This is a genomic window from Streptomyces sp. NPDC002476, from assembly GCF_042889785.1.
Classification (GTDB): Bacteria; Actinomycetota; Actinomycetes; order Streptomycetales; family Streptomycetaceae; genus Streptomyces.
In genome coordinates, this window is sequence record NZ_JBIARH010000066.1 from 1 (window position 1) to 23,622 (window position 23,622).

22 protein-coding genes and 2 pseudogenes are annotated in these 23,622 nt (G+C 69.8%); 17 read left to right on the forward strand and 7 right to left on the reverse strand.

Going from position 1 to position 23,622, the window contains the following annotated elements:
- The first annotated feature begins 190 nt into the window (after window positions 1-190).
- From ACFYXM_RS35105 to ACFYXM_RS35115, 3 genes and pseudogenes are all read left to right on the forward strand, one after another.
- Window positions 191-808, forward strand: a complete 618-nt coding sequence (locus ACFYXM_RS35105) for a hypothetical protein (protein WP_389295669.1) — start codon at window positions 191-193, stop codon at window positions 806-808.
- A 43-nt stretch (window positions 809-851) separates the two neighbouring features.
- Window positions 852-1,238, forward strand: coding sequence for a transposase (locus ACFYXM_RS35110; protein ID WP_389295671.1), 387 nt, complete (start codon window positions 852-854; stop codon window positions 1,236-1,238).
- Window positions 1,211-1,328, forward strand: a pseudogene (locus ACFYXM_RS35115) (IS5/IS1182 family transposase); the annotation flags it as partial. The gene ACFYXM_RS35110 and the pseudogene ACFYXM_RS35115, both read left to right, overlap by 28 nt.
- Before the next feature lie 65 nt (window positions 1,329-1,393).
- Here the strand turns inward: ACFYXM_RS35115 and ACFYXM_RS35120 are convergent.
- From ACFYXM_RS35120 to ACFYXM_RS35130, 3 genes are all read right to left on the reverse strand, one after another.
- Entirely contained in the window at window positions 1,394-1,999 is a 606-nt protein-coding gene (locus tag ACFYXM_RS35120; protein WP_389295673.1) for a hypothetical protein, read from the reverse strand.
- A gap of 96 nt (window positions 2,000-2,095) precedes the next feature.
- Window positions 2,096-2,326 carry a hypothetical protein gene (locus ACFYXM_RS35125; RefSeq protein WP_389295675.1) on the reverse strand — a complete coding sequence of 77 codons (231 nt, stop codon included), beginning with the start codon at window positions 2,324-2,326 and terminating at the stop codon, window positions 2,096-2,098.
- Window positions 2,323-2,625 (reverse strand): hypothetical protein, encoded by a 303-nt coding sequence (locus tag ACFYXM_RS35130; RefSeq protein ID WP_389295676.1) that lies wholly within the window; start codon window positions 2,623-2,625, stop codon window positions 2,323-2,325. The genes ACFYXM_RS35125 and ACFYXM_RS35130 overlap by 4 nt, the downstream gene beginning before the upstream one ends.
- Window positions 2,626-2,732: 107 nt before the next feature.
- On the opposite strand from ACFYXM_RS35130, the gene ACFYXM_RS35135 reads away from it, so the two are divergent.
- From ACFYXM_RS35135 to ACFYXM_RS35195, 13 genes are all read left to right on the forward strand, one after another.
- The gene (locus ACFYXM_RS35135; protein ID WP_389295678.1) at window positions 2,733-3,569 is read left to right on the forward strand and encodes a helix-turn-helix domain-containing protein; all 837 of its coding nucleotides are present in this window, start codon (window positions 2,733-2,735) and stop codon (window positions 3,567-3,569) included.
- Window positions 3,566-3,781: a DUF397 domain-containing protein gene (locus ACFYXM_RS35140; RefSeq protein WP_389295679.1), complete on the forward strand. Its 216-nt coding sequence runs from the start codon at window positions 3,566-3,568 to the stop codon at window positions 3,779-3,781. Before ACFYXM_RS35135 ends, ACFYXM_RS35140 begins: the two co-directional genes overlap by 4 nt.
- Before the next feature lie 312 nt (window positions 3,782-4,093).
- Complete coding sequence (locus ACFYXM_RS35145; RefSeq protein ID WP_389295681.1) at window positions 4,094-4,351, forward strand: hypothetical protein; 258 nt, start codon at window positions 4,094-4,096, stop codon at window positions 4,349-4,351.
- A 205-nt stretch (window positions 4,352-4,556) separates the two neighbouring features.
- Window positions 4,557-4,868, forward strand: coding sequence for a hypothetical protein (locus ACFYXM_RS35150; RefSeq protein WP_389295682.1), 312 nt, complete (start codon window positions 4,557-4,559; stop codon window positions 4,866-4,868).
- Between the two features lie 113 nt (window positions 4,869-4,981).
- A complete protein-coding gene (gene eccD, locus ACFYXM_RS35155; RefSeq protein WP_389295684.1) occupies window positions 4,982-6,337 on the forward strand; it encodes a type VII secretion integral membrane protein EccD in 1,356 nt (451 codons plus the stop codon).
- 56 nt (window positions 6,338-6,393) lie between these two features.
- Window positions 6,394-7,692, forward strand: a complete 1,299-nt coding sequence (locus ACFYXM_RS35160) for a MinD/ParA family protein (RefSeq protein WP_389295686.1) — start codon at window positions 6,394-6,396, stop codon at window positions 7,690-7,692.
- An 18-nt stretch (window positions 7,693-7,710) separates the two neighbouring features.
- Entirely contained in the window at window positions 7,711-11,685 is a 3,975-nt protein-coding gene (eccCa, locus tag ACFYXM_RS35165; RefSeq protein WP_389295688.1) for a type VII secretion protein EccCa, read from the forward strand.
- Window positions 11,686-11,992: 307 nt separating this feature from the next.
- On the forward strand, window positions 11,993-13,444 hold the full coding sequence (locus ACFYXM_RS35170) for a DUF6177 family protein (RefSeq protein WP_389295690.1): 1,452 nt from the start codon (window positions 11,993-11,995) through the stop codon (window positions 13,442-13,444).
- A 117-nt stretch (window positions 13,445-13,561) separates the two neighbouring features.
- Entirely contained in the window at window positions 13,562-13,897 is a 336-nt protein-coding gene (locus ACFYXM_RS35175; protein WP_389295691.1) for a hypothetical protein, read from the forward strand.
- A 51-nt stretch (window positions 13,898-13,948) separates the two neighbouring features.
- Window positions 13,949-14,260 (forward strand): pore-forming ESAT-6 family protein, encoded by a 312-nt coding sequence (locus ACFYXM_RS35180; RefSeq protein WP_389295693.1) that lies wholly within the window; start codon window positions 13,949-13,951, stop codon window positions 14,258-14,260.
- Between the two features lie 91 nt (window positions 14,261-14,351).
- Complete coding sequence (locus ACFYXM_RS35185; protein ID WP_389295695.1) at window positions 14,352-14,774, forward strand: DUF6507 family protein; 423 nt, start codon at window positions 14,352-14,354, stop codon at window positions 14,772-14,774.
- Entirely contained in the window at window positions 14,771-17,629 is a 2,859-nt protein-coding gene (locus tag ACFYXM_RS35190; RefSeq protein ID WP_389295697.1) for a hypothetical protein, read from the forward strand. The genes ACFYXM_RS35185 and ACFYXM_RS35190 overlap by 4 nt, the downstream gene beginning before the upstream one ends.
- The gene (locus ACFYXM_RS35195; RefSeq protein ID WP_389295698.1) at window positions 17,626-18,486 is read left to right on the forward strand and encodes an immunity 49 family protein; all 861 of its coding nucleotides are present in this window, start codon (window positions 17,626-17,628) and stop codon (window positions 18,484-18,486) included. The genes ACFYXM_RS35190 and ACFYXM_RS35195 overlap by 4 nt, the downstream gene beginning before the upstream one ends.
- A 468-nt stretch (window positions 18,487-18,954) precedes the next feature.
- Here ACFYXM_RS35195 and ACFYXM_RS35200 read toward each other — a convergent pair whose 3' ends face one another.
- Entirely contained in the window at window positions 18,955-19,842 is an 888-nt protein-coding gene (locus ACFYXM_RS35200) for a choice-of-anchor P family protein (protein ID WP_389295700.1), read from the reverse strand.
- 311 nt (window positions 19,843-20,153) lie between these two features.
- Window positions 20,154-20,774: pseudogene (locus ACFYXM_RS35205) on the reverse strand (class I SAM-dependent methyltransferase); the annotation flags it as partial.
- Window positions 20,775-21,076: 302 nt separating this feature from the next.
- Here ACFYXM_RS35205 and ACFYXM_RS35210 point away from each other — a divergent pair.
- Window positions 21,077-21,664, forward strand: coding sequence for a hypothetical protein (locus tag ACFYXM_RS35210; protein WP_389295701.1), 588 nt, complete (start codon window positions 21,077-21,079; stop codon window positions 21,662-21,664).
- Window positions 21,665-21,860: 196 nt separating this feature from the next.
- On the opposite strand, the gene ACFYXM_RS35215 is transcribed toward ACFYXM_RS35210, so the two are convergent.
- Window positions 21,861-22,079: a chaplin gene (locus ACFYXM_RS35215; protein ID WP_389295702.1), complete on the reverse strand. Its 219-nt coding sequence runs from the start codon at window positions 22,077-22,079 to the stop codon at window positions 21,861-21,863.
- A gap of 378 nt (window positions 22,080-22,457) precedes the next feature.
- Window positions 22,458-23,030 (reverse strand): transcriptional regulator, encoded by a 573-nt coding sequence (locus tag ACFYXM_RS35220; protein WP_360114980.1) that lies wholly within the window; start codon window positions 23,028-23,030, stop codon window positions 22,458-22,460.
- Window positions 23,031-23,622 lie beyond the last annotated feature (592 nt).

Sequence of the window (23,622 nt, forward strand, 5' to 3'; positions counted from 1 at the left end):
CTGCACTGGTCACGCTTCCGCAGACGCAGCCAGGCCCGAGCCCGACGCTCCCACTACAAACGCCGAGGCCACACCCTTCAGATGCGGTTGCAGTACTAGGGCGTCTCTTCTGGATCACCGCTGACCGGATGAGGATGGCGGCGAGGTAGTTGGGGACGGCCTTGTCGTAGGCGGTGGATACCCTGCGGGAATGAGTAACGCGATATGGGATGCCCTGGCAGCGACACCCCTCCCGGAAGTGCGGCGCCGCGCGGCCATCATGGACGAACTCGCCGAGGTCGAACCGGTGACGGTGACCGGCGCACGCCGTCTGGCCTGGAACGACGGCGGCGGCCAGTCTGCGGTCTGGTACTTCGCGGAGGACGGCCGCGTGCTGCTGCTGACGTTCGACCACGAGTCGGAGCTGAATCTGTACGCCGAGGAGGATTTCGCCCTTCAGGAGTCCTTCTACGAGGGCGTCCCCGAGTCCCTCGTCGCCCTGGTCCGCGACCGTCCCGAGAACTACGAGTCGCTGAACCTCACGGACTCCGCGACGGGCCGGACGATTCACTACGCAGGCGGTGTCTTCTGGTATGACGGCACGCGCTGGCACGTGTCCGACGGCCTGGCGGAGTACTGCCGCCGCGAGGACACGGACCTCTTCGGCGAGTCCGGCTTCGACTACTGCCTGGACATCTACCGCTTCGGCCAGGACTTCACCCCGGAGACCGTCGTGGCGATCCGGGACGAGGACGGTTCGTACGAGGACGACAAGGAGAAGGAAGCGGACCTGCCCGGCGTCCGCGAAGTCTTCACCCGGCACGGCTAGGACATTTCTTTCCGATCACCGGATCGTTGGTCTGGTCGTACCGTTGCCTGACGCGCAGTGGGCACGGATAGAGCCGTTGTTGCCGGACCGGACGCCGAAGCGGGGCGGGCGGTGGCGCGATCAACGGCAGGTGATCGACGCGATCGCGTGGAAATTTCAGACCGGCTCGCAGCGGGTGCGCCCACCCGCCGAGTACGGTTCGCGGAAGGGCGTCTCCACCCGGCTTCGGAACTGGGCGATTGACGGCACCTGGGAGCGCGTCTTCACCGCCCTGCTCTCCCAGGCCGACGTCGAGGGTGATCCGGACTGGGTCGTCTCGGTCGACTCCACGATCGTGCGCGCGCACCAGAACGCGGCCGGGGCCCGTCAAAAGGGGTCCCGGCCGACGGGCCCGACCATCATGCGATCGGGCGCTCCCGCGGCGGCCTGAGCACCAAGATCCACCTCGCCGCCGACGGCCGCTGCCGCCCGCTGCGCTTTGTCCTCACGCCCGGCCAGGCAGGCGACGCACCCGCGTTCGAGCACATGTCGGTTCTCCTCCGTGGTGGTGCTGAGGGCGGGGTGGTACGGGGTCTGCCCGGGCGGCTACGGGAGTGCGACGACGGTGACGTCGTGTAGTTCGCGGTGGAGGCGGGAGGCGAGCATGCCGGGGAGGCGGGGTTCGGCGTAGGGGGCGAGGACATCGTTGTCGGAGGTGTGCCATCCGGTGTCGGTGAGTTGGTAGAGGGTGCCGGAGACCCCGTGGAGGCGGGGTTTGCGTACGCGCAGTACGGCGTGGTCGGTGCGGCGCAGGAAGGGGCACTGGTGGAGGGAGGTGTGGGCGTGTTCGGTGCACAGGGGTGGCATGGAGGTGAGGGAGCGTTCGGGCCAGGTCGGGGGTGAGTCGGGGCGGCGCCAGTCGAGGAACAGCCAGCCCTGTTTGTTGCGGTCGGCGGGGGTGCCGCAGATCTGGCAGAGCAGGTGTTCCATGCAGGTGCGTTGGCGGTGGACGTGCATGCGGTTGTACTGCACGCGCCCGGTGGTGGATTGGTCCATGCGTACCCACAGGTTGCCGTGGTGGTCGCGGTCCCCCGGTCGCGGGTGGCGGTAGGCGAGGCGGGGTCCGCCCGGGGCGAAATCGATGGTCAACTCCGCTTCCCGCACGGGCTGTTCGGTGGTGCGGGATGCGACGTACGGCGTCAGGAGGGGCATGAGGGCGCTTCCCTTTTCGGCAGGCCGGGCGAGGTCTAGGGGGGCCAGGGGGAGGGGTACGGGCTGTGCGGGTCGGGTGAGGGGGATACGCCGCCATCAGCGCACCGGGGCGAGCGCGAGGGCGGGCAGGGACGTGGACGCGGGCCGTAACACGTATGGGGGAATCCATGGGGTGCCCGGTTCCAGGACCAGCCCGTTCGCGATCCGTACGGCCCGGCCCCGGAGCCACCACAGCGCGAGCCGGGCAGTGGGGACGACGGTTGCACCGAGCCGGACGGTCGTCCGGCCGTCACCCGCGTGCGCTGCGGCGAGGAACGGCCCCGTCACAGCAGCTCACCACGGCTGCGTCGGTTGGCGCGGGTGAGCTCGGCGCGCAGCCGCTGTATCGGGTCGGCCGGCCGTACGTCCTCGGGGGCGGCGGTCCACTCGCCCCCGCCACCGACGGGGCGCAGGGACCACTTCCCGCACCACTCACCGCGGAACTCACCGACCCGGTCCTGTGATAGGTCAATCATGAGCGTGCCGGGGACCGGCAGGGGCGGGGCCGGGACCGGGACCAGGGCCGGGGTCGGGGTCGGGGCGTGTGGGGGTTCCTGTTCGTTCGAGGCGCCGTTCTTCGTGGGCACGGGCCACTCCTCTCCGTAGTGATTCCACTACCAAGGCGGCCCAGCGTGACCTAACGTCTCGGACGCTTCAACTTGTTGAGCATGAACGGAAGGCTGGTGACAGACCGTTGAACCGCAAGGAGTTGGACCCCGAGAGCAGTCCGGAGGCTGCTTTCGGGGCGCGTATCCGCAGCTTGCGAGAGGCCCGCGGATGGAAGCAGGAAGATCTCGCCGGGCACATGGGGTACTCCGGCACGCATGTCTCCGCCGTCGAAACCGGTCGCAAGATGCCGACTCTTCGCTTCTCGCGCAGCGCAGACCTCGTCTTCGGAACCGGTGACACCGCTGACACGTTCGAGCGCCAGTGGCGTGAGATCCGGCACGGTTCCCTGTTGGAAGGCTTCCCGCAGTACGTGGGGCATGAGGGACGCGCCGTAGAGATCAGGTTGTACGAAATCGGGATCATCCCTGGGCTGTTACAGACACCGGAGTACGCCAAGGTCCTCGCGGACAGCGCCGTACGGCGTGGGGCGATCGACCCCGAGCAGGCGACCGAGCGGGTCTCGTTCCTGGCGGAGCGGCAGGCGGCTCTGGTGCGTCCCCGCCCGCCCATGATGCTGGTGGTGATGGACGAGAGCTGCATCCGCAGGCGGGTCGGCGGAGATGCGGTCATGGACGCGCAGTTGGAGCGGCTGACCGAGTTCGCCGAGCAGCCGAACACCGTTCTTCAGGTCGTTCCGTACGACATAGGGGAACGTCGGCCGTTCGACCTCCCAATGAACCTGCTGACGTTGTCGGACATGTGCGTGATCGCGTATGCCGAATCCCAGATTCGGGGACACTTGGAGCGCGAAACGACCTCCGTACTTCCCCTGTTGACGGCCTACCATCAGCTACAGGCCGAGGCGCTGTCGCAGACGGCATCGGTGGCCATGATCAACGAGGCACGAAAGGGCACCCTGTGACGACCACGACCGAGTCCCCCCACTGGTTCAAGTCTTCATACAGCAACAACGGCGGCAACTGTGTGGAGGTCGCCGCCAACCTCGCCGCCGCGCACGGCATCGTCCCCGTCCGCGACTCCAAGAACCCGAACGGCCCGGTGCTGAACACCACCACCGACGCCTTCGCGTCCTTCGTGACGGGCATCAAGTCCGGAGAGTTCGGCACGGCCTGACCGTACGGACCCCACTGATCGAGCGGATCGAGCGGCTCGCCCACCAGTCGAGGTTGCCCCATCGTGCGCCGCATGATGGGGCTTCTGGTCGCGACGGACTTGCTGCCCGCGAGCAGGCCGAGGCGCTGTCCGGGACGGAATCCCGCGCATCGGGCAGCTGAAGGACACCTCGTACGGCGTTCGTCAGTTCCTGATGACCGACCCCGACGGGAACTGCATCCGCATCGGGCAGCCCATCGGCGAGTCCTTCGAGCACTCCCCCGCCCCGACGAGCCCTTCGCCCGCGCCCTGCACAACGCATGGCTCATCGGTGTGTCCAAGGAGAATCCCGAGCAGGGAGCCCGCATTCTCGACCACGCCCTGACGAAGGAGACCCCGGCCTGCCCCGCCGAGCACTACCGCGCCCTGATCCTGCGCGCCGACCTCGCCGTACAACTCGACGACCCGGCCACGGCCCGCGCCCGCCTGACCGAGGCCGCCGAGCTGCCTCTCCACGATTCCGACCGTGAAGCCCTCGCCGACGACATCCGCCGTGCGTCGGACCTGGCCTCGGAGCTCCTCGTGGAATGACCCGGGGCTCGGACCCGGACCCGGGCTCGGGCCGTCGTCGTGGCGGACTGGGCCGCTGCTCGCCAATGAGCGCGTCCACGCATCGCCGTACCGCCCGGGGGCCTTCGACAACGTGTGAGGCCCCCGGACCCAGGGGCGGGTGGATCGTCCCCTCGACCGTGGCTTATGTTGCACAGGCGAAGCATGGGGGGAGGCGGCGTCGGGCATGGCGCGGGATTACGACAGCCAGTTGCTGGAGTCGGTGGCCGTACGGCGGCGCAGGATCCGGGACGCCCTGCTGTTCGGGGCGCAGCGGGCCCGGCGTACGGCCGACGAACGGCTGGGCAAGGTGTTCGCCGGCATCGCCATCGCAGCTGTGCTGTGCGCGGGCTGCGTCGGCTGGTCGTTCCTTCAGCACACGCTGGCTCGGCAGAAGGCCGAACAGGAGAAACAGCAGCACCGCCTGGAGCAGCCCTACGAGGCACCGAGCCCGTCGTCCGCTCCGCAGAAGCCCTTGGTCCCGGAAGGCTCCCCGTGACGCCGAAGGATCCCACCGAATTGAAAACGGATTGAAAACGGTCGGATCAGGCCGTACCACCACGTCGAATTGCAACTGAAAGCAGTCAACGCCGTGATGATAGGTTCCCGCGAGTGGTGAGCACAGCAACGACGTCCCGCACACGGCTGAGCCGGGTGACGCTGGTCGGTGAACGACGCCGCGCCGACCTGGTCCTGCCCTCGGACACTCCGATCGGCCAACTGCTCCCGGACATCCTGCGGTTGCTGGACGACCGTGCCGCCTCGCGCCCGATGGCCCGCCAACTGATCACGTTCGACGGCTCCGCGCTACCGCACGAAACCACGCTCGCCTCGGCTGAGATCGCCGACGGCGCCGTACTGCGGCTCGTACGAACACACTCGGCGCCACCCGCGCCCGTGGTGCACGACGTCACCGAGCAGGTGGCGGACGACCTCGACGTCCAGGCGTGGCTGTGGCGTCCGGCGGCGCGCCGGGCCGGAGCGGGTATGGCGTCCATCGTGTTCGCGGTGACCGCCACGCTCCTGGCCCGCCGTGAGTTCACGCTCGACGTGCTGGCCGGTGTACTGGCGGCGGTCATGCTCTGCCTGCTGGTGGCAGGGGCGCTCGTCGCCCGGATCGGGCGGGGCAACCGGGGCCTGGCGACGGCATTGCTGCTGATGTCGGGCACGCTCGGCACGCTCGCGGCGTGGACCGCCGCCGACGCGTGGGCGTGGTCCGGCATGCTGCGGTTCGCCGCTGTCGCCGGGGCTGTGACCGTGACGCTGGCGGCTCTCGGCCACTTCTCGCCCCTCGGCCGTGGCGGGCTCATCGGTGCCGCCGCCTCGGCCCTGATCGTCCTCGTGTGGGAGGCTGTTGCCGCTGTTCAGTCCGAACCGTCCCGGCTCGGTGCCGTAATGGCGGTGTGCTCGGTCGTGTTGCTCGGGCTGCTGCCACGGCTCGCTCTGATGGCGTCCGGGCTCACCGCGCTGGACGACCGGCGTTCGAGCGGCGCGTCCGTGAGCCGCCACGAGGTGCGCAATGCCCTCGCGGCCACGCACCGGGGGCTCGCGCTCGCGACCGTGGTCACCGCGGCTTCCGCTACGGCGGCCTGCTGGCTGCTCGTGCCGGTCGGGCGGCCTTCCGCCTGGAGCGCGGTGCTCGCGTCGGTCGTCGCCGCGGTCGTCTTGTCGAGGGCCCGGGCCTTCCCGCTGGTGGCCGAGGTCGTGGCGCTGTTCGCCGCCGGGGGTCTCATCCTCGTACGGCTCGTGATGGTGTGGATGGAGCACGCCGGGGGCGTCGCTCCGCTCGCCGTGCTGTGCGTGGCCGCGGTGGTGCCGCTGCTCGTGCTGGCGGTCCAGCCGCCCGAGCACGTGCGCGTCCGGTTGCGGCGGATGGGCGATCTGGTCGAGTCGATCGGCATGGTGGGACTGTTTCCTCTCGCCGTGGGGGTGTTCGGCGTGTACGGGCAACTGCTCGACAGGCTCTGAGTCGGCGCTCCGAGCGACGGCGAGGAGTAGAACAAAAGCAACGGGGTGGAGCGGACATGTCGAGCGGAGACAACTGGCAGGGCGATCTGCTGCGGGATCTGAGGGGCGACTCGGGCGCCGCCCCCGGCGGTGCTCCGTCCCCTCGGGCCGAGCCCGGGCACGGTGAACAAGCACCGCGGGGCCGGTCCGAGGCCCCTGCCCGGGCCCGTGGTCAGGCGCCCGGCCGGGCCCAGCTGCAGGAACAGGGCCAGGGCGTGGCCCCCGTACGGCCGCAGGCCCACGACCCCGTCCAGGCAGGTCCTGCCCAGGTGTCTGCCCCGGCCACCCCACCCTTCCCTACTGCTATGGCTTCCGGCCCCGCCGCAGCCTCCGCTCCCGGCCCGGCCTCCGTCCGGTCTGCGTCTGTACATGCCACCGACGCGCCGCCGCGCCGTACGCCGGACTCCCGGCCCGTGGTCGACGTGGAGTTGGCCGGTGCCGCCCGCAAGCCGCGGCACGGCGATTCCATGACCACCCGCGCCGTACGCACCGTACGGAGAATCGTTTCCTCGTCGGCGGCGCGCGAGATTGCGGAGGCGACCCGTACCGCCGAGACGCTTCAGCGGCCGGTGACGACCGGACGTCAGATCGCGGTCACGTCCATCCGTGGCGGGGCCGGGAAGTCGACCGTCGCCGCCCTGCTCGGCACGACGTACGCGCACTACCGCCAGGATCCCGTCCTGTTCGTGGAGGCCGACCCGGCGCTCGGCTCGCTGCCGCTGAGACTCGGGGCCGAGCAACTACGGTGGACGACCGCCGACATCCCTGACATCGTCGAGCCGCAGATGTCGCTGCTGGATGTCACCGGCTATCTGGTCCAACTACCCGACAATGCCTGGCTGTTGCCAGGAAGCCAGGGCCAGATCGGCGCGATGCTGGACAGCACGGCCTACGGACGCGCCATGGTCGCGCTGCGCCGCTACTTCGCGGTGACGGTCGTCGACTGCGAGACCCTGCCCGCCGAGGTGGCCCGCGTCGCGCTGTCCGCCGCCCAGTCCCGCGTCCTGACCACCCCCGCCACGCTGGAGGGCGTCGCCAGCACATGTGCGGTCCTGGAGTGGATGCGGGAACTGCCCGAGCATGTGATCGCCGGCACCGTGGTCGTGCTCACCGAGCTGACACCGCACCCGCGCCTCGACCTCGACGAGGCCACCCGGAGGCTGGAATCGGCCGGGGCGTCCGTGCACGTCCTGCCCTACGACCGGCACCTCGCAGCCGGTGGCCCCATCCGCACCGACCTGCTGGCCGAGCCGACCCGGCAGGCCGTCACCCGTATCGCCGCCGACGCCTTCCAGCGGTCGCTGCGGCGCCACTGAACCCCATCTGAGCAGCTGATGAGCACCCGACTGATTCACCGCCCGGCCCGGACCACCCGCCCCCCGGCGGACTCCGAGGCCCGTGTCATCGAGGCACCTCCGAACCTGCCCGACGGCAAGGCCGGCAACATCGCGATGTCACTGCTGCCGGTCGCCGGTGTCATGTCGTCCGTCGTGATGATGACGGTCATCCGGAACAGCCAGTTCGCCGCGCTCGGCGCGATCATCCTGGTCGTCACGGTCCTCGGCTCTCTTGTGCTGGCCTTCTCGCAGCGCGGCAAGGCCCAGCGCACCCGCCGCACCCAGCGCGAGGCGTACCTGGCGTATCTGGAGGACCTGCGCGAGAGGCTGGCCGCCGAGGAACGGGAGCGGCGCGAGCTCGCCGACGTGCTCAACCCGCCGCCGCACGCGCTGTACGACGTCGTACGCGATCCCGCGCGGCTGTGGGAGCGGCGCCGCGTCGACGGCGACTTCCTGCGGGCCCGGGTGGGGACCGGCGAGATGCCGGTGCGCGAGCTGAGGATCGCCCAGCCGGGGTCCTCGGCCCTCACCCCGCCCGACCGGTTCATGCTCAACGAGGCGTCGGCGCTGACCGCGCGCTTCCGCACCGGCCACGAACTCCCGCTCACCGTCCCGCTCGACCGGGTGGGCAACATCAGCGTCGTCGGGCCCCGCGAGGACTGCCTGCGGGTCGCTCGCGCCCTCCTCGTACAGGCGGCGGCCCTCCACGCGCCCGACGACGTGGCCATCGCAGTCGCCGCTCCCGGTGACCGGCTCCCCGACTGGGAGTGGGCCAAGTGGCTTCCGCACCTGCTCGACGGCGAGCGATTCGACGGACCGGTCGCCGCCCGTCGCATCGCTCCGTCTCTTCCCCAACTGGCCCGGCAGCTGGGCTCCGAACTGCGGCGCCGGGCCTCGTACGCGGCAGAGGTACGGCGCGGCCTGTCCGGCAAGGACGCCCTGTCGATGACGTCGCGGCTGCTGGTCGTCGCCGACGGCCACGGCGAGGACGCCGTCGAGCTGCCGCTGCCGGACGAGGCCGTGGGCCTGCGCGACATGGGCGTCACCGTCCTCCATCTCCTCGACCAGCGCGTGCAGGAACCCGGGCACGTCGGGGTGCGCATCACCGTCGACGGCGAGCGGGCCGTCATCGAGGACCTGCGCGAGGACGAGCCGATCAGCGCGCACGGCACCGTGGACGAGGTGGGCGTGCCGTTCGCGGAGGGCCTGGCCCGGATGCTGGCCCCGTTGCGGCTGTCAGCCGAGTCCCTGGTGGACGCGCCGCTGTCCGGACCGGTCGACTTCGCCGGCCTGCTCGGTATCGAGGACGTGGCCGGGCTCGACCTGGACCGGCTGTGGGCGCCGCGCGGCGAACGCGCCTTCCTGCGCGTCCCGATCGGTGTCAACGACTCGCGCGAACCGGTGCTGCTCGACCTCAAGGAGTCCTCCGAGCTCGGTATGGGACCGCACGGACTGTGCGTCGGTGCCACCGGCTCCGGCAAGTCGGAGCTGCTGCGCACTCTCGTCCTGTCCCTGGTGGCCACCCATCCTCCGGAGGACCTGGCGCTCGTACTGATCGACTACAAGGGTGGGGCGACCTTCGCGCCGTTCGCCGACCTGCCGCACGTCGCCGGGGTCATCACCAACCTGGAGAACCAGGCGGGACTCGTCGAACGCGTCCACACCTCCCTCGCCGGCGAGGTCAAGCGCCGCCAGCAGGTGCTGAAGGACGCGGGGAACGTGGCCGACATCGGGGACTACGCGGCCCTGCGCGCCGAGAAGCGGCCCGACCTGGAACCATTGCCGCACCTGTTCGTCGTCATCGACGAGTTCGGTGAACTCCTCACCACCAAGCCGGACTTCATCGACCTGTTCCTGTCCATCGGCCGTATCGGCCGCTCCATCGGCGTGCACCTGCTGCTGTCCAGCCAGCGCATCGAGGGCGGCAAGCTGCGCGGCCTGGACACCTATCTGTCGTACCGGCTGGGCCTGCGCACCTTCTCCGCCGACGAGTCCCGCACGGTGCTGGAGACCACCGACGCCTTCCATCTGCCGCCGCTGCCCGGCTTCGGCTACCTCAAGGTCGACACCAGCCACTACGAACGCTTCAAGGCCGGCTACGTCTCCGGCGCCTACCACGGGCCCGTGCGACGCCCCGACGAGGAGGACACCAGTCCGTCGGCGCTGGAGTACCCGGCGTACAACACCCTGGCCGAGCCCGAGAGCGGGGGCAGCGAACCCACGGCACGGCGGCGCGAGACCGGCCCCACCGAAATGGGTGTCATGGTCGAGCAGTTGGAGCGCGCACCCGTCGCCCCGGTGCGCCGCATCTGGCTGCCGCCACTGCCCACCGCGCTCCCCCTCGACCGGATCGCCGGCCCGCTGGACGTCGGCCCGCGCGGTATGCAACTGCGCAAGCGGCGCGGTCCGCTCCAGGTACCGCTCGGGCTGCTCGACGACCCGGCCAAGCAGTGGCAGGGCGAGTGGTTCCTGGACCTGACGGTGGCGGGCGGCCATGTCGCGTTCATCGGCGGACCGCAGTCCGGCAAGACGACCCTGCTGCGCACCCTGGTCCTGTCCCTCGCCCTGACCCACACTCCCCAGGAGATCGGCGTGTACGCCCTGGACCTGGTGGGCGGGGGCCTGCAGGCGCTGTCCGCGCTGCCGCACGTCGGCGGGGTGGCGGGGCGTGCCGACCGGGAGCGGGCGGCGCGGACCGTCGAGGAGGTGCGCGGCATGCTCGCCCGGCGCGAGGAGATCTTCCGCACCCACGGCATCGACTCCGTCGAGCAGCTGCGGACCCTGCACACGGCCGGCCGCCTCCCGGAGCTGGCATCCGCGGAGATCATGCTTGTAGTCGACGGCTTCGGGGCGCTGCGCGACGACTTCGAGGAACTGGACGACGCCGTCTGCGACCTCCTCAAGCGAGGTGGCGGATACGGCATCCACGTCGTGGCGGGCATGCTGCGCTGGAACGACGTCCGCATCGCCGTGCAGTCGAACTTCGGCACCCGTATCGAGCTGCGGCTCAACGATCCGGGAGATTCGAGCATCGACCGGAAGCTGGCGCAGACCCTGTCACCGGACGAGCCCGGTCGCGCCCTCACGGACGGCAAGCTGTTCGCCCAGGTCGCCCTCCCGCGTACGGACGGGCTCGCCGACGCCTCCGAACTGGGCGTGGTCCTGGAGCGCGCCGCCGCCACGATCCGCGCCACCTGGAGCGGGGACGTCGCCCAGCCCGTACGCGTACTGCCGCAGGTGCTGGAACCCCACGTGCTGCCCGGACCGGTGGCCGAGCCGCGGCGGGTGCCGATCGGGCTGGACCAGACGGCCCTCGCGCCCGTGTTGCTCGACCTGTTCCACCACGACCAGAACCTGCTGGTGCTCGGCGACAGCGAGTGCGGCAAGACCACGCTGCTGAAGACGGTCGCGACGGGTCTGATCGAGCGCTACGGCGAGGACGACCTGGTGTTCGCCGTCATGGACCCGCGCCGGGGCCTGCGCGGGGTGATCCCGGAGGAGTTCCTGGGCGGCTACGCGTACAACGCCAAGCTGTGCGCGGGCCTGTCCGCCGGGATCGCCACCGAGCTGGAGAAGCGGCTGCCCGACGAGAGCGCCTCGTTGGAGGACCTGGAGCCGGGCAGCTGGGGCAGCGGCCCGCGCATCGTGGTCCTCGTCGACGACTACGACGTCCTGACCACCGCCGGCCAGTCCCCGCTCGCCCCGTTCCTCCCGTACATCCCGTCCGCCGTCGACATCGGCCTGCACTTCGTCCTGACCCGCCGGGTCGCGGGTGCGTCACGCGGCATGTACGAGCCCCTGGTCCTGGGCCTGCGCGAGTCCGGTGCCTCGGCACTCGTCATGGACGGCGACCGTGGGGAGGGCCAGCTCTACCCGGGCGTGTACGCCTCCCGGCAGCCGCCGGGACGGGGTGTCCTCATCCGCAGGGGCCAGGCCAACCGGCTCGTCCAGACGGTGTACGCCGCCGGGTGAGCCGGCCCCGGGTCCGCGGCAGCGGCGTACGGCACCGGCCCACGGCCCGGTGGCCGGTGCCGACCGCCCGGTGCGAGGCCACGGACCGGTGTGGTGCCGTGGACCGGCGGGACACCACAGTCCGGTGTTGCGCCACACACGGCGCGACGCCACGGACGGGTGTGGTGCCACCACCCGGTGCGGCGCCACCGGAGCCGGGGTGGCGCCACCGGAGCCGGGGTGGCCACGTCCACGAAACACACGCGAAGAACCCCGTCCTTGACACGAACCGCGAAGAACCCGAAGAGCCCAAGGAGCCGGCGACCACATGACCAAGGACGTCATCGCCCTCACCCGCCGTATGCCCGACCCTGCGACCGTGCTGACGGGGCTGCTTGCCGGTGGACCCGACAAGCTGGCAGGTTTCGCGGGGGAAGGAGCCGTCGTGCAGTTGTGCGACGACTTGGGGCGACCGCTCGTCTCGGTCGAGGCGCCCCTGCTCGTGCAGGTCGAGGGCGAGGCCGAACGGCTGCTCGGTGCCACGCCGCCGCCGGTGCCGTTCTGGTGGACGGAGGCCCGCGCCACCACCGGGGTCCCGGAGGCCGAGCGGCTCGCCGGCGCCTTCGCGGCCCGTCTCGTCGCCCTTGCCGGGGGCTCCGCCTGGCCGCCGGAGGCCGCGCGGTCGCTCGGCGTCGTCCGTACGGACGGGGTGAGCGTGGCACCCGAGCCGGCCGCGGCGGCACCCGCGGTGGACGTCCTCACCGACAAGGTGGCCGTCGTCATCCAGGACCGGCCGGTCGTCGCGATGACGGCATGGCTCGCGGACGCGTTCCGTGCCGCCGCCGAGGCGGGTCTGGGGCTCCAAGTCGTCAGCCCGCCGGGTGCCGTGCTCACCCCCGCCGTGCGCGACACCCTCGGTGGCCGGCCGTCGCGATGGGTCGTCCGGGACGAACGGGACGGCTACTACGACGGCCGGACCGGAGCCGTACTGCGCTGGCAGGACGGCATGTTCGCCCCCGTCGGGCCGGACGCCGCAATGCCGACGGCCGACGCTCCGGAAGTTCCGGGAGTTCCAGGCGCTCCGAGCGCTCCGGTGGCCACCGCCTACCAGGAGGTCGCGGCGACCGGCGAGCGCCAGCTCGCCATCACGTATCGCGCGGTGCATCCCGCCGACGAGCGCCTGGTGCTGGGCGGCGGTCTGGAGGCGGTGTGGCGGGAGCTGACCGGGGAGCCCCCGGCCGGCTGGGGCACCGCGGAACCTGCCAACCTGCCGTGGTCGCCGCGCCTCCTGACCGATCTCGCCCACGAACGGGCGCCCGGCTCCACCTGGTTCGTGGTGGTCGGCAGTCCGGACCGGCCGGGTTCGGCCACGGTCCGGGTACGCCGCACGGAGGCGGGAGTCGACGAGGAGGTCACCCTGTCGTTCGGCTACGGCGCCGACGAGGAACCGCCGCTGGACGCCGTACCCCGCGCCGCCGAGGTCCTCGCGACCCGCCACCGCCTGCAGTCGATGCTCGTACAGATCCGGAGGGCCCGCCGCGACCTGGCCGTACCGCCCTGCTTCGAAGGGCCGGGCGCGCCGCTGGCGTTCGTCCTCGGCGCCGAGGAGGTGCGGGCGATGCCGGGCGACCGTGCCCGCCGTACACCGCTGCCGGAGGCTCCCGTCGAGCTGGGCCCGAAGACGCGCCCGGCGCTCTACTACCCGCTGCCCGGTGATCCGTCCGACCTGTCGGCATGGCGGGACTTCGAACTGCTGGTGCTGCATCTGAAGGAGAATTGAGCCGGTGAGACCGTGTCATATCTCTGTCACGACACCCCGAATGCAAATTGCACGTGTGACGCCTGAGTTGATACAGATGGGTGAGCATCCGAACATCAGGCCGATGGGGGGAAACTGATGAAGTTCGACATGGGAGGCCGGGTCCTGACGACCCTGATGCAGCAGTCGAACCTGTCCACCAACGATCTGGGCGTGCTGATCCGCCAACTGATCCAGGCGGCGGCGCCGCTGGAGGGCAAGTTCAACGGTGCGGGCAAGGCCGCGTTCGACCTGTTCAAGTCGCGTTCGGACGAGATCACGGCGGACTTGAACAGCTCGCTCCAGGCGATCCTGGGTGGTCAGTCCGGGATGGAGTCGGCGTTCGGCTCGGGTGACCAGGAGCAGGGCGAGAACGCGCGGACGCAGATGTCGACGGCGAACTTCGACGCGGCCCGCTTTTCGGGTCGCCGCTGACGGCCCGTCTCTCGCACGCACTGACGTATACCTCACGGGGAGTGGTTTTCGATGGCATCCGGCAGCGACCGTCGCTCGTACGACATGTCCGCGTCGACCGAGGCGCAGACCAACATCCAGGCGGTGATCGCCCGTCTGGAACAGGTGATCACGGCACGTGACACTCAGGTGAAGGCCGCGATGAAGGACTTCCAGGCCGACGGTGTGTCGGACGAGTATCACGGCAAGGAACTGCGCTGGAACAACGCGTCGCAGGAGGTCAAGAACATTATCCAGCTGCTGAAGACGACGCTGGAGAAGAACGACGCGACGGCTCAGCAGACGCTGGCGCGGGCCAAGGCGGCCGTCGACAACATCGGCTGACAGACGGACGACTCCGGCGGGCCCGGGCGACCACTTCGGCCGACTATTTGCGGATACCAGCCGACCGATTCGCGTACAGGGGTGTGCGTCCATGACGGGGTGGGACATCAAGCCACAAGGCGTGCAGGGCCAGTTGCGGCTCACCGGCACCAGGGCCGGGGAGTTGGAGAAGGCCCTGAACGCCGTGATCGAGGACATGCAGGCGGCGGCCAAGGCCGCTGGGACCGCGGTACCCGGATCGGCGGCCGTGACCCGGCTGCAAGGGCCTCCGTCGCCCTCGGACGACCTGACGCGCAAGGCCCTGGGGCCAGTGGCCGCAGCGCTCTCGGAGTACCTGGAGAAGCGCGGCAAGGAGTTCACGTCGATGGCCGAACGGACCCAGGCCGCCGTCCTGGGCGCGGCCGCGGCCACGAACGCGTACGTCGAGGGCGACTTGGAGACGGCCAAGGAGGCCCAGGACGCGGCCCGCCGGGTACGTCTGGACCTGCTGAAGGGCATAGGGGGGAAGAAGTGAGCGGCGACGAGCCGGTCATCCCGGGCGAGGTGCCCGTCTTCACCGGGAACGAGGCGGATCTCGATGCCAAGGTGAAGGCCCTGAGCGGCCACGGCCCGAAGATATCCACCGCGGGCTCCGACATCCACACCACCTTCGGCGGGCTGCGGGCCTTCTACCAGGCGCCCGAGGCCGACCAGCTGTTTGCCACCACCAAGCCGGTCGCGGACAAGGCCCTCCGGCTCAGCTCCGACATGTGCGTGATCTCCGGAGCGCTCGGCACGTACGCCGAGGACATCCGCCCGCTGGTGAAGCGCCTGAACGAACTGCGCGTCGAGGCGGAGAAATTCCGTACCCGGATCGCCGACGACGACAAGTGGCGCGAGGACGGCGACCTGATCGACGAGAACCTCGCTCGTCGCAACGAGATCGCCGAGGTGTGGACCCAGTTCCAGGAAGCGGAACGCTCCTGCCACTCCAAGATCATCGCGCTGGTCTGCGGCACCCCACTGAAGGTCAACGACGGCTCCAACGCCGAAGGCATGTACGGCTACGACGCCGAAGCCCTCAAGCAGTCCGAGAGCCTGCCCTGGGGCGACGCCGTCGAGGAGTCGATCCCCTGGTGGCAAGTGTGGGAACACGCCTGGGAGTTCGGCAAAGGCGTCATCGTCGACGGCGTCTGGGGCACGATCAAGGGCCTGGGCACCCTGGTCGGCGTCGACGGCTGGGACGCGGCGGGGCAGGCATGGACCGGCCTCGGCAAACTCCTGACGGGCGTGGTGATCACCGTCCTGCCCACCGCAGGCATCGCCTACTGGGCCGCCCCCGACAGCATGCTGCCGTCCTGGCTGCGCGACTCGCGTACCGCGATGAAGGAGACCGGCAAGGCTCTCGTGGCGTGGGACCAGTGGGGCTCCAACCCTGCCCGCGCCGCCGGTGGGGTCACCTTCAACGTCCTGACCACGGTGTTCACCGGCGGCACCGGCGGCGCAGCAGCGGGCGCCGGCAAGGCGGGAGCCGCCGCGAAGACGCTGTCCCTGGCCGGCAAGACGGGCAGGGTCATCGACCCGATGACGTACGTCTTCAAGGGCGCCGGTGCCGGCCTGGCGAAGGTCGGCGACCTCATGACCGGTCTCAAGGGCGTCGGGACCTTCGAGGTCCCGAACATCAACATCGACGGCGCCGTCGCACTCCCGAACGGCTCGAAGATGCTGCCTGACGGAACGATTCACCTTCCGTCGGGCACGGCGGTTCCGGAGGGCGCGCTCAGGCTCCCGGACGGCAACATCAAGCTCCCCGAGGGCACCGTCACCTTCCCGCCGGGCACGGTCAAACTGCCCGTGGACGGCCCCGGTCAGTTCCTGGACCCCGCAGGCCACATCTACGACGCCGAGGGCGCGCTCATCCAGCGGGCCGAGGACGCCCCCAAGGGCAATCCGGCCGCAGGCGCGGACACCTCACGGACCGACGCCCCGAACCCGAACGCGCCGGCCACGGCCACGGTCCCGGAGCGCGAACTGGCCGCCGCCGGCGCGCGCGGCGGCGACAACACCATCCGCCTCGAATCCAGCATTTCCGACCCGATCCGCCACGCGGACAGCGCCCCTGACCTGCTGTCGCGGGGCGACCACACCCCGGGAGCCCACCCGAACACCACCCCGGGCGGCCACGCACCCGACCACCTGCCCGGCAGCCACGCCGACAACGGCATGCCCCGCAACGACCTGAACGCCCCCCGCGGCGGCCACAGCGACCCCACGCCCCCGAACGTCCCCCACACCGACGGCCCGCCGACGGGCAGCGGCCGGCCCGACGGCCCGACCCCCGCCACCCACCCGGAAACCCCGGGCGGTGCGGGCCACGCGGACGGCCCCGGCGGTGCCGGCCACACCGACAGTCCGGGCACGGGCGGCGCCCACCCGGGCACGCCGGGCTCGGGCAGCCTGGACGACCTCGCCGTCGGCGCGCGCGGCAGCGTAAAGCGCCCCGACTTCATGCTGGATGGTCCGAACCCGTATGGAGAACGCGGACGGCTCACTAAGGAGCAGATCGAAGAGATCCAGGTCTACCGAGCCAACGAAGAACCCGGCTATCGCGAGCAGTACTACAACAAGCTCGGCCGCCGCTTGCGCTTGAACCTCAAGGATGAGAGTGGATTCACGCCACCCCACCTCACCAGGCTGGCACACGACGCTCCATGGATCCGGGCGAAGGACACTCCCGAACCCCCTCAACCCCACTTCCTGGACGACGATTACAAGCCTTTGGGCCGAGGCGATGTCCAGGATTCAGCTAGGCTCGAGACGCTCGACGAGTTTACGCAGAAGCGCCACGCCGCCGTGACATGGGACAACCTCGTCTCGGAGTGGAAGAGCTCGACCGGTCGGCCAGAGGCTGAGAAAGTTTACAAGGCATCCCATACAGCGATGAAGGAGGCGACCGAGGAATTCGGTGAGGCGGCGGCCGAGTACCACTTCGTCGCCGAGCACTACCCGGACTTCGTGAAGCAGGAACTTCTCGGACCGGCGAACGGCAACCACCAGTTCGACCAGGTATGGCTGCACGAGGACAGACGGGCTCTCGTCATCGAAGCCAAGAGCAACGTCGACACGCCTCTCGGCAAGCGCGATCTTCCCGGCCCTCCCAACGTACCTGGCGTCAAGGGGGCAGCTGTATCCCAAGGGAGCCGAGAGTACCTCTTTGACATTTTTCGAGAAATGACCAAGCGGGGCGAAATAGAGCTCGTGAGCAAGCTGGTGTCAGCACTGAAGGAGGGGAAGCTCGACTATGTCGTCGTCAAGGGCGAGAAGAACACCGGAAGCTACACTGGCTTGCAGTACCGGAGGTTTGACGTCAGCAAGGGGACTCTTCCGTGACCACAACTGTTGCCCGCCATCTTGTGCCCCGGCCTGATGCCGAGGATTTCGCCGATCGACTGAGCAAGCAAGTGGCCGGTTATGTCAAGGAGCTCGAAGAGTCGGCAGACATGATCGACTTCACGTTCAGCAGCGCTCTCCTTGCATTGCAGGCCCACTCCGTAGCCGACCCGCTGGCGGAGCGACTGCAGACCTGGGAAGCCACGGTCACCGCGATGCAGGTGGGCTCGGCGTTGTTCGCCGTGACGGGTGCAAGCGGGGGCACTGTGGAGTGCTTCATCGATGACAAGCTGCGGGCCATCCCGGCGATCGGCCCGCAGTCGTTCGCCAATGCGGGAAACTGGCTGAGTGCATTCTGGCTGGCCACCGTCTGCCGCGAGCGGCAGCGGATGACACAGCTTTGCGAGATTCCACTGGACCGGTTGCGGTCGGCGGAGGGTGTGTACGACGCATTCATCTATCACTGGGTCGATGTTCAGCAGACCTACTGGCTCCGGCGGCCAGGGTTGGTGGAAAAGCTCATGACCACGTTTGAGATGTCGGTCCCAGAGGTTGCACGCAATACTCCGCCCGACGCGTTGCAAGGCGTGATGTATCCACCGCTCAACCTTTTCTATCATTTCGTGCGAAAGCACGAGGAGGAGTTCGGTCCGGCTCTGGTCGAGTCGCTGAACTTGCACAAGGCGTACTGGACACTGGACGAGGAACGTGCGGTCGACATCGACGGCGCAATAGCCCTGGGTCCCCTCGCCATGGCGTGCCTGGCCCACGACGGGAAGCTCCCGATCGACGTGGAGTCGGCGTTCATCCCCAAACATCTCCTCACACACGATTGGCTGGGCGAGTTCCCCACGTGATGCCACACCATGGTCTCCGAGGACATCAGGTTCGACATCGCCGACGGCGCTTCTCCGTGTCATAACCGTCGTCCGTCATCTTGCACCCTGGCCCGATACCGAAGATTTCGCCGATCGGCTGAGCAAGCAAGTGGCCGGTCATGTCGAGGAACTCAAAGAGTCGGCAGACGTGATCGACTTCACGTTCAGCAGCGCTCTCCCCGCTCACGGCGCACCAGCCCGGCATGCTCCTCGTACAGCGCGTGTCAGGTCCATTCGGCCACCGCGACCAGCCTCAAGTCCGGGGGCCCAGCGCCGTCTGGCAGCCGCAATCACCCTTGGCCGACCGATGGTCGCGGTACGCCAGGAAGCCCGAGCGCTGTCGGCTGTCTCAGCGCCGAGATCCCGCAGTCGCCATCAAGAAAGCGTGGTGCTCCGGCTTCCCCCCCGGCCTCCACAGGGAAAGGCGCGGCTGTGAACCTCCCCGGATCACGCATCGGGGTCGGGGCCTTCCCAAGCCGTCGGGGCGTACCGGCGGCCCCGGTGAGCCCGGTCCCTCGGTCCGGTGGGCCGAGAGCCCGGCCAGCCGGCCGGAGGCCCGGTGCGGTGGGCGTCAGGCGGCCGAACCGTCGGCGCCGGTGTTGCGACGGCGCAGGTGGACCAGGGCCAGGAAACCCGCCACGGCCACGCCGCCCGCGGCCCCGCGACGGTCGGGTCGATCATCGGAACCGCTTCGGCGGGCTCCGCGCCGCCGCGCTCGGCGTGGCCGATGACCAGGTTGGCGCCGTTCAAGGCTGGCAGCAGGGTGATGTGGACGGCGTTGACGCTCAGCACGCCGTCGGCTTCGATGGTCTGCTCGTTGAGGACGATCGAACCGACGGCGGGAATGCTGACCTTGGTGTTGGCGGGGGCATTGGCCTGGAGGCTGGTCGGGATTCCGAGGACGGTGATCGACCCGCCCGCGATCGGACCGCTGCCCTTGGCACCGGTGGGGATCGCCTCGCAGGTCGACTCGACACCCGTCAGGGACGCCTGGGCCACACCGAGGTCGAGCCCGAGCTTGTCGACCGTCGCGGAGGCCGACGAGGTGTCGTCGGCCGGGTTGCCGCCGGTCCTCGCGGTGAGCACCGATGTGGTGGTGAACGCGCCGAGGTCGAGGCCGACGAGAGTCCCCGTTCCGCCCGACGGGTAGGTCGAGTGGGGTGTCGGCGAAACGGCGACGGCCCCGCTCAGGGCCTCCGAGGAGACGACGTCGGCGTCGGCCTCGGGAGCCGGGAGGGCGGCGTACGCCGGGGCTGCGGCGGAAAGGATTCCGGCGACGAGTGCGCTGCCCGTCAGGACATGGATGCGGGCGCGGGCACGGGTACGGGTTCTCACGGGTTGGGCCTTGCGTGTAGCGGACAGCGAGATCCGCTGCCGGGTGATGGTTCCGGGGACGGGTCGGTCTCCCGTCGGCCGTGAAGGTGCTGCTCAGGGCTTTCGGGAACGTCCCCGGACGGGCCGTCGGCGGCGGCCGGTCGATGCGGCAGGCGTCGTCGCGCCGGGTGCCGGGGCCTTGGGCTGGTGCGTCAACTCCCTTGCCCGGCCGCAGTTTCGGCCACGGTATACCGGTCGGAGAGAAGCTTCGTCGGTCAGGCGGTGACGATCTCCTGGGCGGCGGGCAGCGGCTCGGCCGTGCGGGCCGTCCTGAGCTGAAAGGTGACGGTGCGTCCGGTCGAGGTCGGGCCGAGTTGCGGGACGGTCGATGCGGGGCGGTCACGCAGGATCTCGTCGTAGGGCCGGATGCTGATCACCAGCAGCCCGCCGGGGCGCAGAACTCTGCGCATCTCCACGAGAGCCGTGCGCACGTCCTGCTCGGTGAGCAGGTGCGGGAGCGAGTTGTCGGCGCACACGACCACGTCGAACCTGGCATCCGCGAAGGGGAGTCGGCGCATGTCGGCGGTCGCGGCGGGCAGTCGGATACCGCGTGCGGAAGCTTCGCGTACGGCTCGGGCGACGGCTGCCGAGCTGATGTCGGTGCCGGTGACCCGGTGGCCTCGGAGTGCGAGGGCGATCGCCTGGGTGCCGATGCCGCACGAACAGTCCAAGATCGACACCGGACCGGCAGTGCCGGAGTCGGCGCGGATCAAGCTGCCCAGAGCATCCCCCTGCCGAGCCATCCCCGCATCCCAGTCCGCGTAGACGAGGTGGTAATCGACGGCGAGTTCGTCGTAGAAGCGCGCCACTGCGGAGGGCTCGGGCGTGGAAGCAGATGACCCGGGCGCGGAGGGCCCGAGCGCGGAAGTTCCGGATGTCGAGGTGCCGGACATCGCGGTCGTGGACGTGGTGGTCCTGGACGTGGAAGTGGCGGTCTCGGGGACGGGTTCGGACATGTGGCTGAGGCCAGCGGCACATCCTGAGCACGAAACCTCACCGGTCCGCTGCGGGCACGATCGTCCCCCTGAGGGATCCACGGTCTTGCTACGGGGGGCACCGTCCCGCTACGGGCTCGGCGGTCGCCCCCTGGGCTGCCCGTCGGCCGCTTCGATGTCCCAACTCACTGTGCATCGAGCATGGTTGAGTACGAATGCTCACGGCGTCGGCGCGTTGCGGTGGCTACGTTGACCGCGCTATGAACGATGACACGGGCGGCAAGACACGACGGGGTGCGAACGTGACAGCAGCGGTGAAGGTGCGTGTGCTGGAAGGGCCTTTGCACGTCGAGTGGTTGTGCGCCGAGACGGCGATCAGTTGGGTTACGGTCACCGTCGCGGGGGTCCTCGGCGTTCTGGGGGACCATCCGACATGGTGGTTCTTCCCCGCCTGTCTGGTGCTGCCGGTCGTGGTGCATTTCGCGCTGCGGGGCCGGTTCGCCGTGTGCTTCGACGAATCCGGGGTCGCGGTTCTCCGGCCGTGGTCACGTCGCCGGGTGGCCTGGGAAGAGGTGAGCGGCGTGCGCTTCGCGCCCCTCCCGCTCGCAGAGGACGACATCACCCGCTGGGCGGTGACGATGACCGTGGGGGCTTCGCGCACCCTGCCGCTCACGACCGTCGAGGACACCGGCACCCCGGGCCCCGACACGGTGCTCCGCCACGGACGGCTGTTCCGGCCGTTCGCGGACCGGGGGCTCGCGGTTCTCGGAGCGCCTGAGGGATCGCGTGAACGCGCGTACTTCGATGAGGCCGTACGCGTCGCCGGTGGCCGAACCACCTCCCGATGAAACGCTTCCTCGCCAGAAGAACTCGGGCGGGACGCGGGCCGTAGGGTTCCGACACCGCACACACGTGGGTCCGCTCGGATGATCCCGGGCGGACCCACGTCATGCGTCAGGCATCGGGCACCGTGCTGTTCGGGGCGGGCACTGACACGGTCACCGTCCCAGTACCGCTCCCGGCGGCATCAGCGCCCCTCACGCACTAGAGGTTGGCGCACGTGTTGCCGAACGTCGGGTTCAGCAAACCGATGACGTTGACGCTGTTCCCACAGGCGTTGATCGGGACGTGAACCGGGATCTGGAGCACGTTGCCGGAGAGAACGCCGGGGGAGCCGATGGCGGCGCCCTCCGCACCGGCGTCAGCAGCGGCGGCACCGGCTCCGGCGAGAACGGCCGCGGCGGCCATAGCGGTGGCGGCCATAGCAGTTCGAATGCGCATGTTTCTCCCATCAGGGGACGAAGGTTACGAAACCGATCACATCACGATCATCTTCGGATTAGGTCACTGGAGGGGACTACATCACTCGATCGGGTAACGACACTCCGCCTCACAGCTGATGGCCAGGGCCGAACGAGTGAACCGGCAACGGGTAAACGTCCGTCACGTCGCTCGCGGCGAACGGCGGAGGGCCATCCGTGTACGGCGCTCAGTGGGCACGACCGCACCCCGCACCCTTCGAGCCCCGCGCCGCGCAACCTTTGGGCTCCGCGCCCTGCACCCTTCAGGCCCCCCGCCCCGTACCTCGTACTCCGCACCGCGTTGAGAGTCGTTGCGAAACGTTACGGCCATTGTGAGTCGCTACGCGGCGAAACCGATGTTGGTGCAGTACTCGTACTGCCCCCACTGCGAGCCCAGGTCGACGATCTGGTCCACCCACGCGGCGTCCAGCGCGGCATCGTCCTCTCGGGCCCATGCGTCGACGATCCGGTCCCAGTGGCGGATGTTGAGCGTACGGAACTCCAGGTACCGCTGACGCGGGCGCGGCACCTGGGACTGGTTGAGCGGGTGGATCTCGACGCGTGTGCCGCGTCCCTCAGCGTTGAGGCGGCGGAGCAGGTATCGGGCCACGTTCGCGCGGCGCACCGTACGGTAGGCCCTCTCGATCCTTTCGAGGTTCTTGCGCGAAGGACTGCGCCTGCCGTCCAGCCATGCCTTGAGGGTGCGGTCGGTGACGGTCAGGCCGGCGTCCCGGGCCGCCGCGCGGGCGTGGGCCGACCTCGTCAGGTAGTGCAAGCGTGCCATCAGGCCGCGCTTCGCGGTGATGGGGGTGGTGATGCCGCCCGCGAGTTCGTCGAGCCGCCGGGCGACCAACTCGTGGCCCTTGACGCCCTGGGCACCGTACTTTCCGAACTCGCGTGTGCGCTCAGGCACTTCGCCCTCCCCTCCTCCGTCGTGCGCGCCGGGCACGGTGCGCCGGGCCCGGCGGTGGCCGCATTTCGTCTGCGCCGCTGTCGGCCGCTACCGGAAGTCCAGCATGCCTGGTGGGTCGTTGTCGATCACGACAGCCCCCCTCGGGCCGGTTCCGCCGGGCCCACCCACCACAGCACGCTCGCGCGGCGTGTCGCACCAGCCCATGTGTCGCGCAGAGCCCATGTGTCGCGCAGAGCCCATGCGTCCTGCACAGCTCATGCGTCCCGAACGGCCTTTGTCCGGCGCGCCCCCGTGCGATGCGGTGCGGCTGGGCCTGTGCCACCGACCGGTGACGGCGCCTGCGCCTCGCCTCGGAGCGCGACAGAGACCGCTCAAGATGCACAACACGATTGCATTGACTCACGCGGCTGCCCCGGTCGGCCGACACAAAGAGCACAGGCGCGATACGGCGCACTGACGCAGGTGTCGCGAACCGCGCGGAAAGCAAGGAGAGACTGTTGACGCTCTCCCTCCTGAAGGAGGGAGATTCTTACGGCTCGCGCCGTGAGACTTCCTGTTTCATCGCCGACTGCCCGCCCGGAGTTCTCCGTTG

Excerpts from the sequence above, each read along its gene's own strand:
- ACFYXM_RS35105 (WP_389295669.1), top strand. The coding sequence starts at position 191 with ATGAGTAACGCGATATGGGATGCCCTGGCAGCGACACCCCTCCCGGAA.
- ACFYXM_RS35120 (WP_389295673.1), bottom strand. The coding sequence starts at position 1,999 with ATGCCCCTCCTGACGCCGTACGTCGCATCCCGCACCACCGAACAGCCC.
- ACFYXM_RS35150 (WP_389295682.1), top strand. The coding sequence starts at position 4,557 with ATGGCGCGGGATTACGACAGCCAGTTGCTGGAGTCGGTGGCCGTACGG.
- ACFYXM_RS35160 (WP_389295686.1), top strand. The coding sequence starts at position 6,394 with ATGTCGAGCGGAGACAACTGGCAGGGCGATCTGCTGCGGGATCTGAGG.
- eccCa (WP_389295688.1), top strand. The coding sequence starts at position 7,711 with ATGAGCACCCGACTGATTCACCGCCCGGCCCGGACCACCCGCCCCCCG.
- ACFYXM_RS35170 (WP_389295690.1), top strand. The coding sequence starts at position 11,993 with ATGACCAAGGACGTCATCGCCCTCACCCGCCGTATGCCCGACCCTGCG.
- ACFYXM_RS35175 (WP_389295691.1), top strand. The coding sequence starts at position 13,562 with ATGAAGTTCGACATGGGAGGCCGGGTCCTGACGACCCTGATGCAGCAG.
- ACFYXM_RS35180 (WP_389295693.1), top strand. The coding sequence starts at position 13,949 with ATGGCATCCGGCAGCGACCGTCGCTCGTACGACATGTCCGCGTCGACC.
- ACFYXM_RS35185 (WP_389295695.1), top strand. The coding sequence starts at position 14,352 with ATGACGGGGTGGGACATCAAGCCACAAGGCGTGCAGGGCCAGTTGCGG.
- ACFYXM_RS35210 (WP_389295701.1), top strand. The coding sequence starts at position 21,077 with ATGAACGATGACACGGGCGGCAAGACACGACGGGGTGCGAACGTGACA.
- ACFYXM_RS35215 (WP_389295702.1), bottom strand. The coding sequence starts at position 22,079 with ATGGCCGCCACCGCTATGGCCGCCGCGGCCGTTCTCGCCGGAGCCGGT.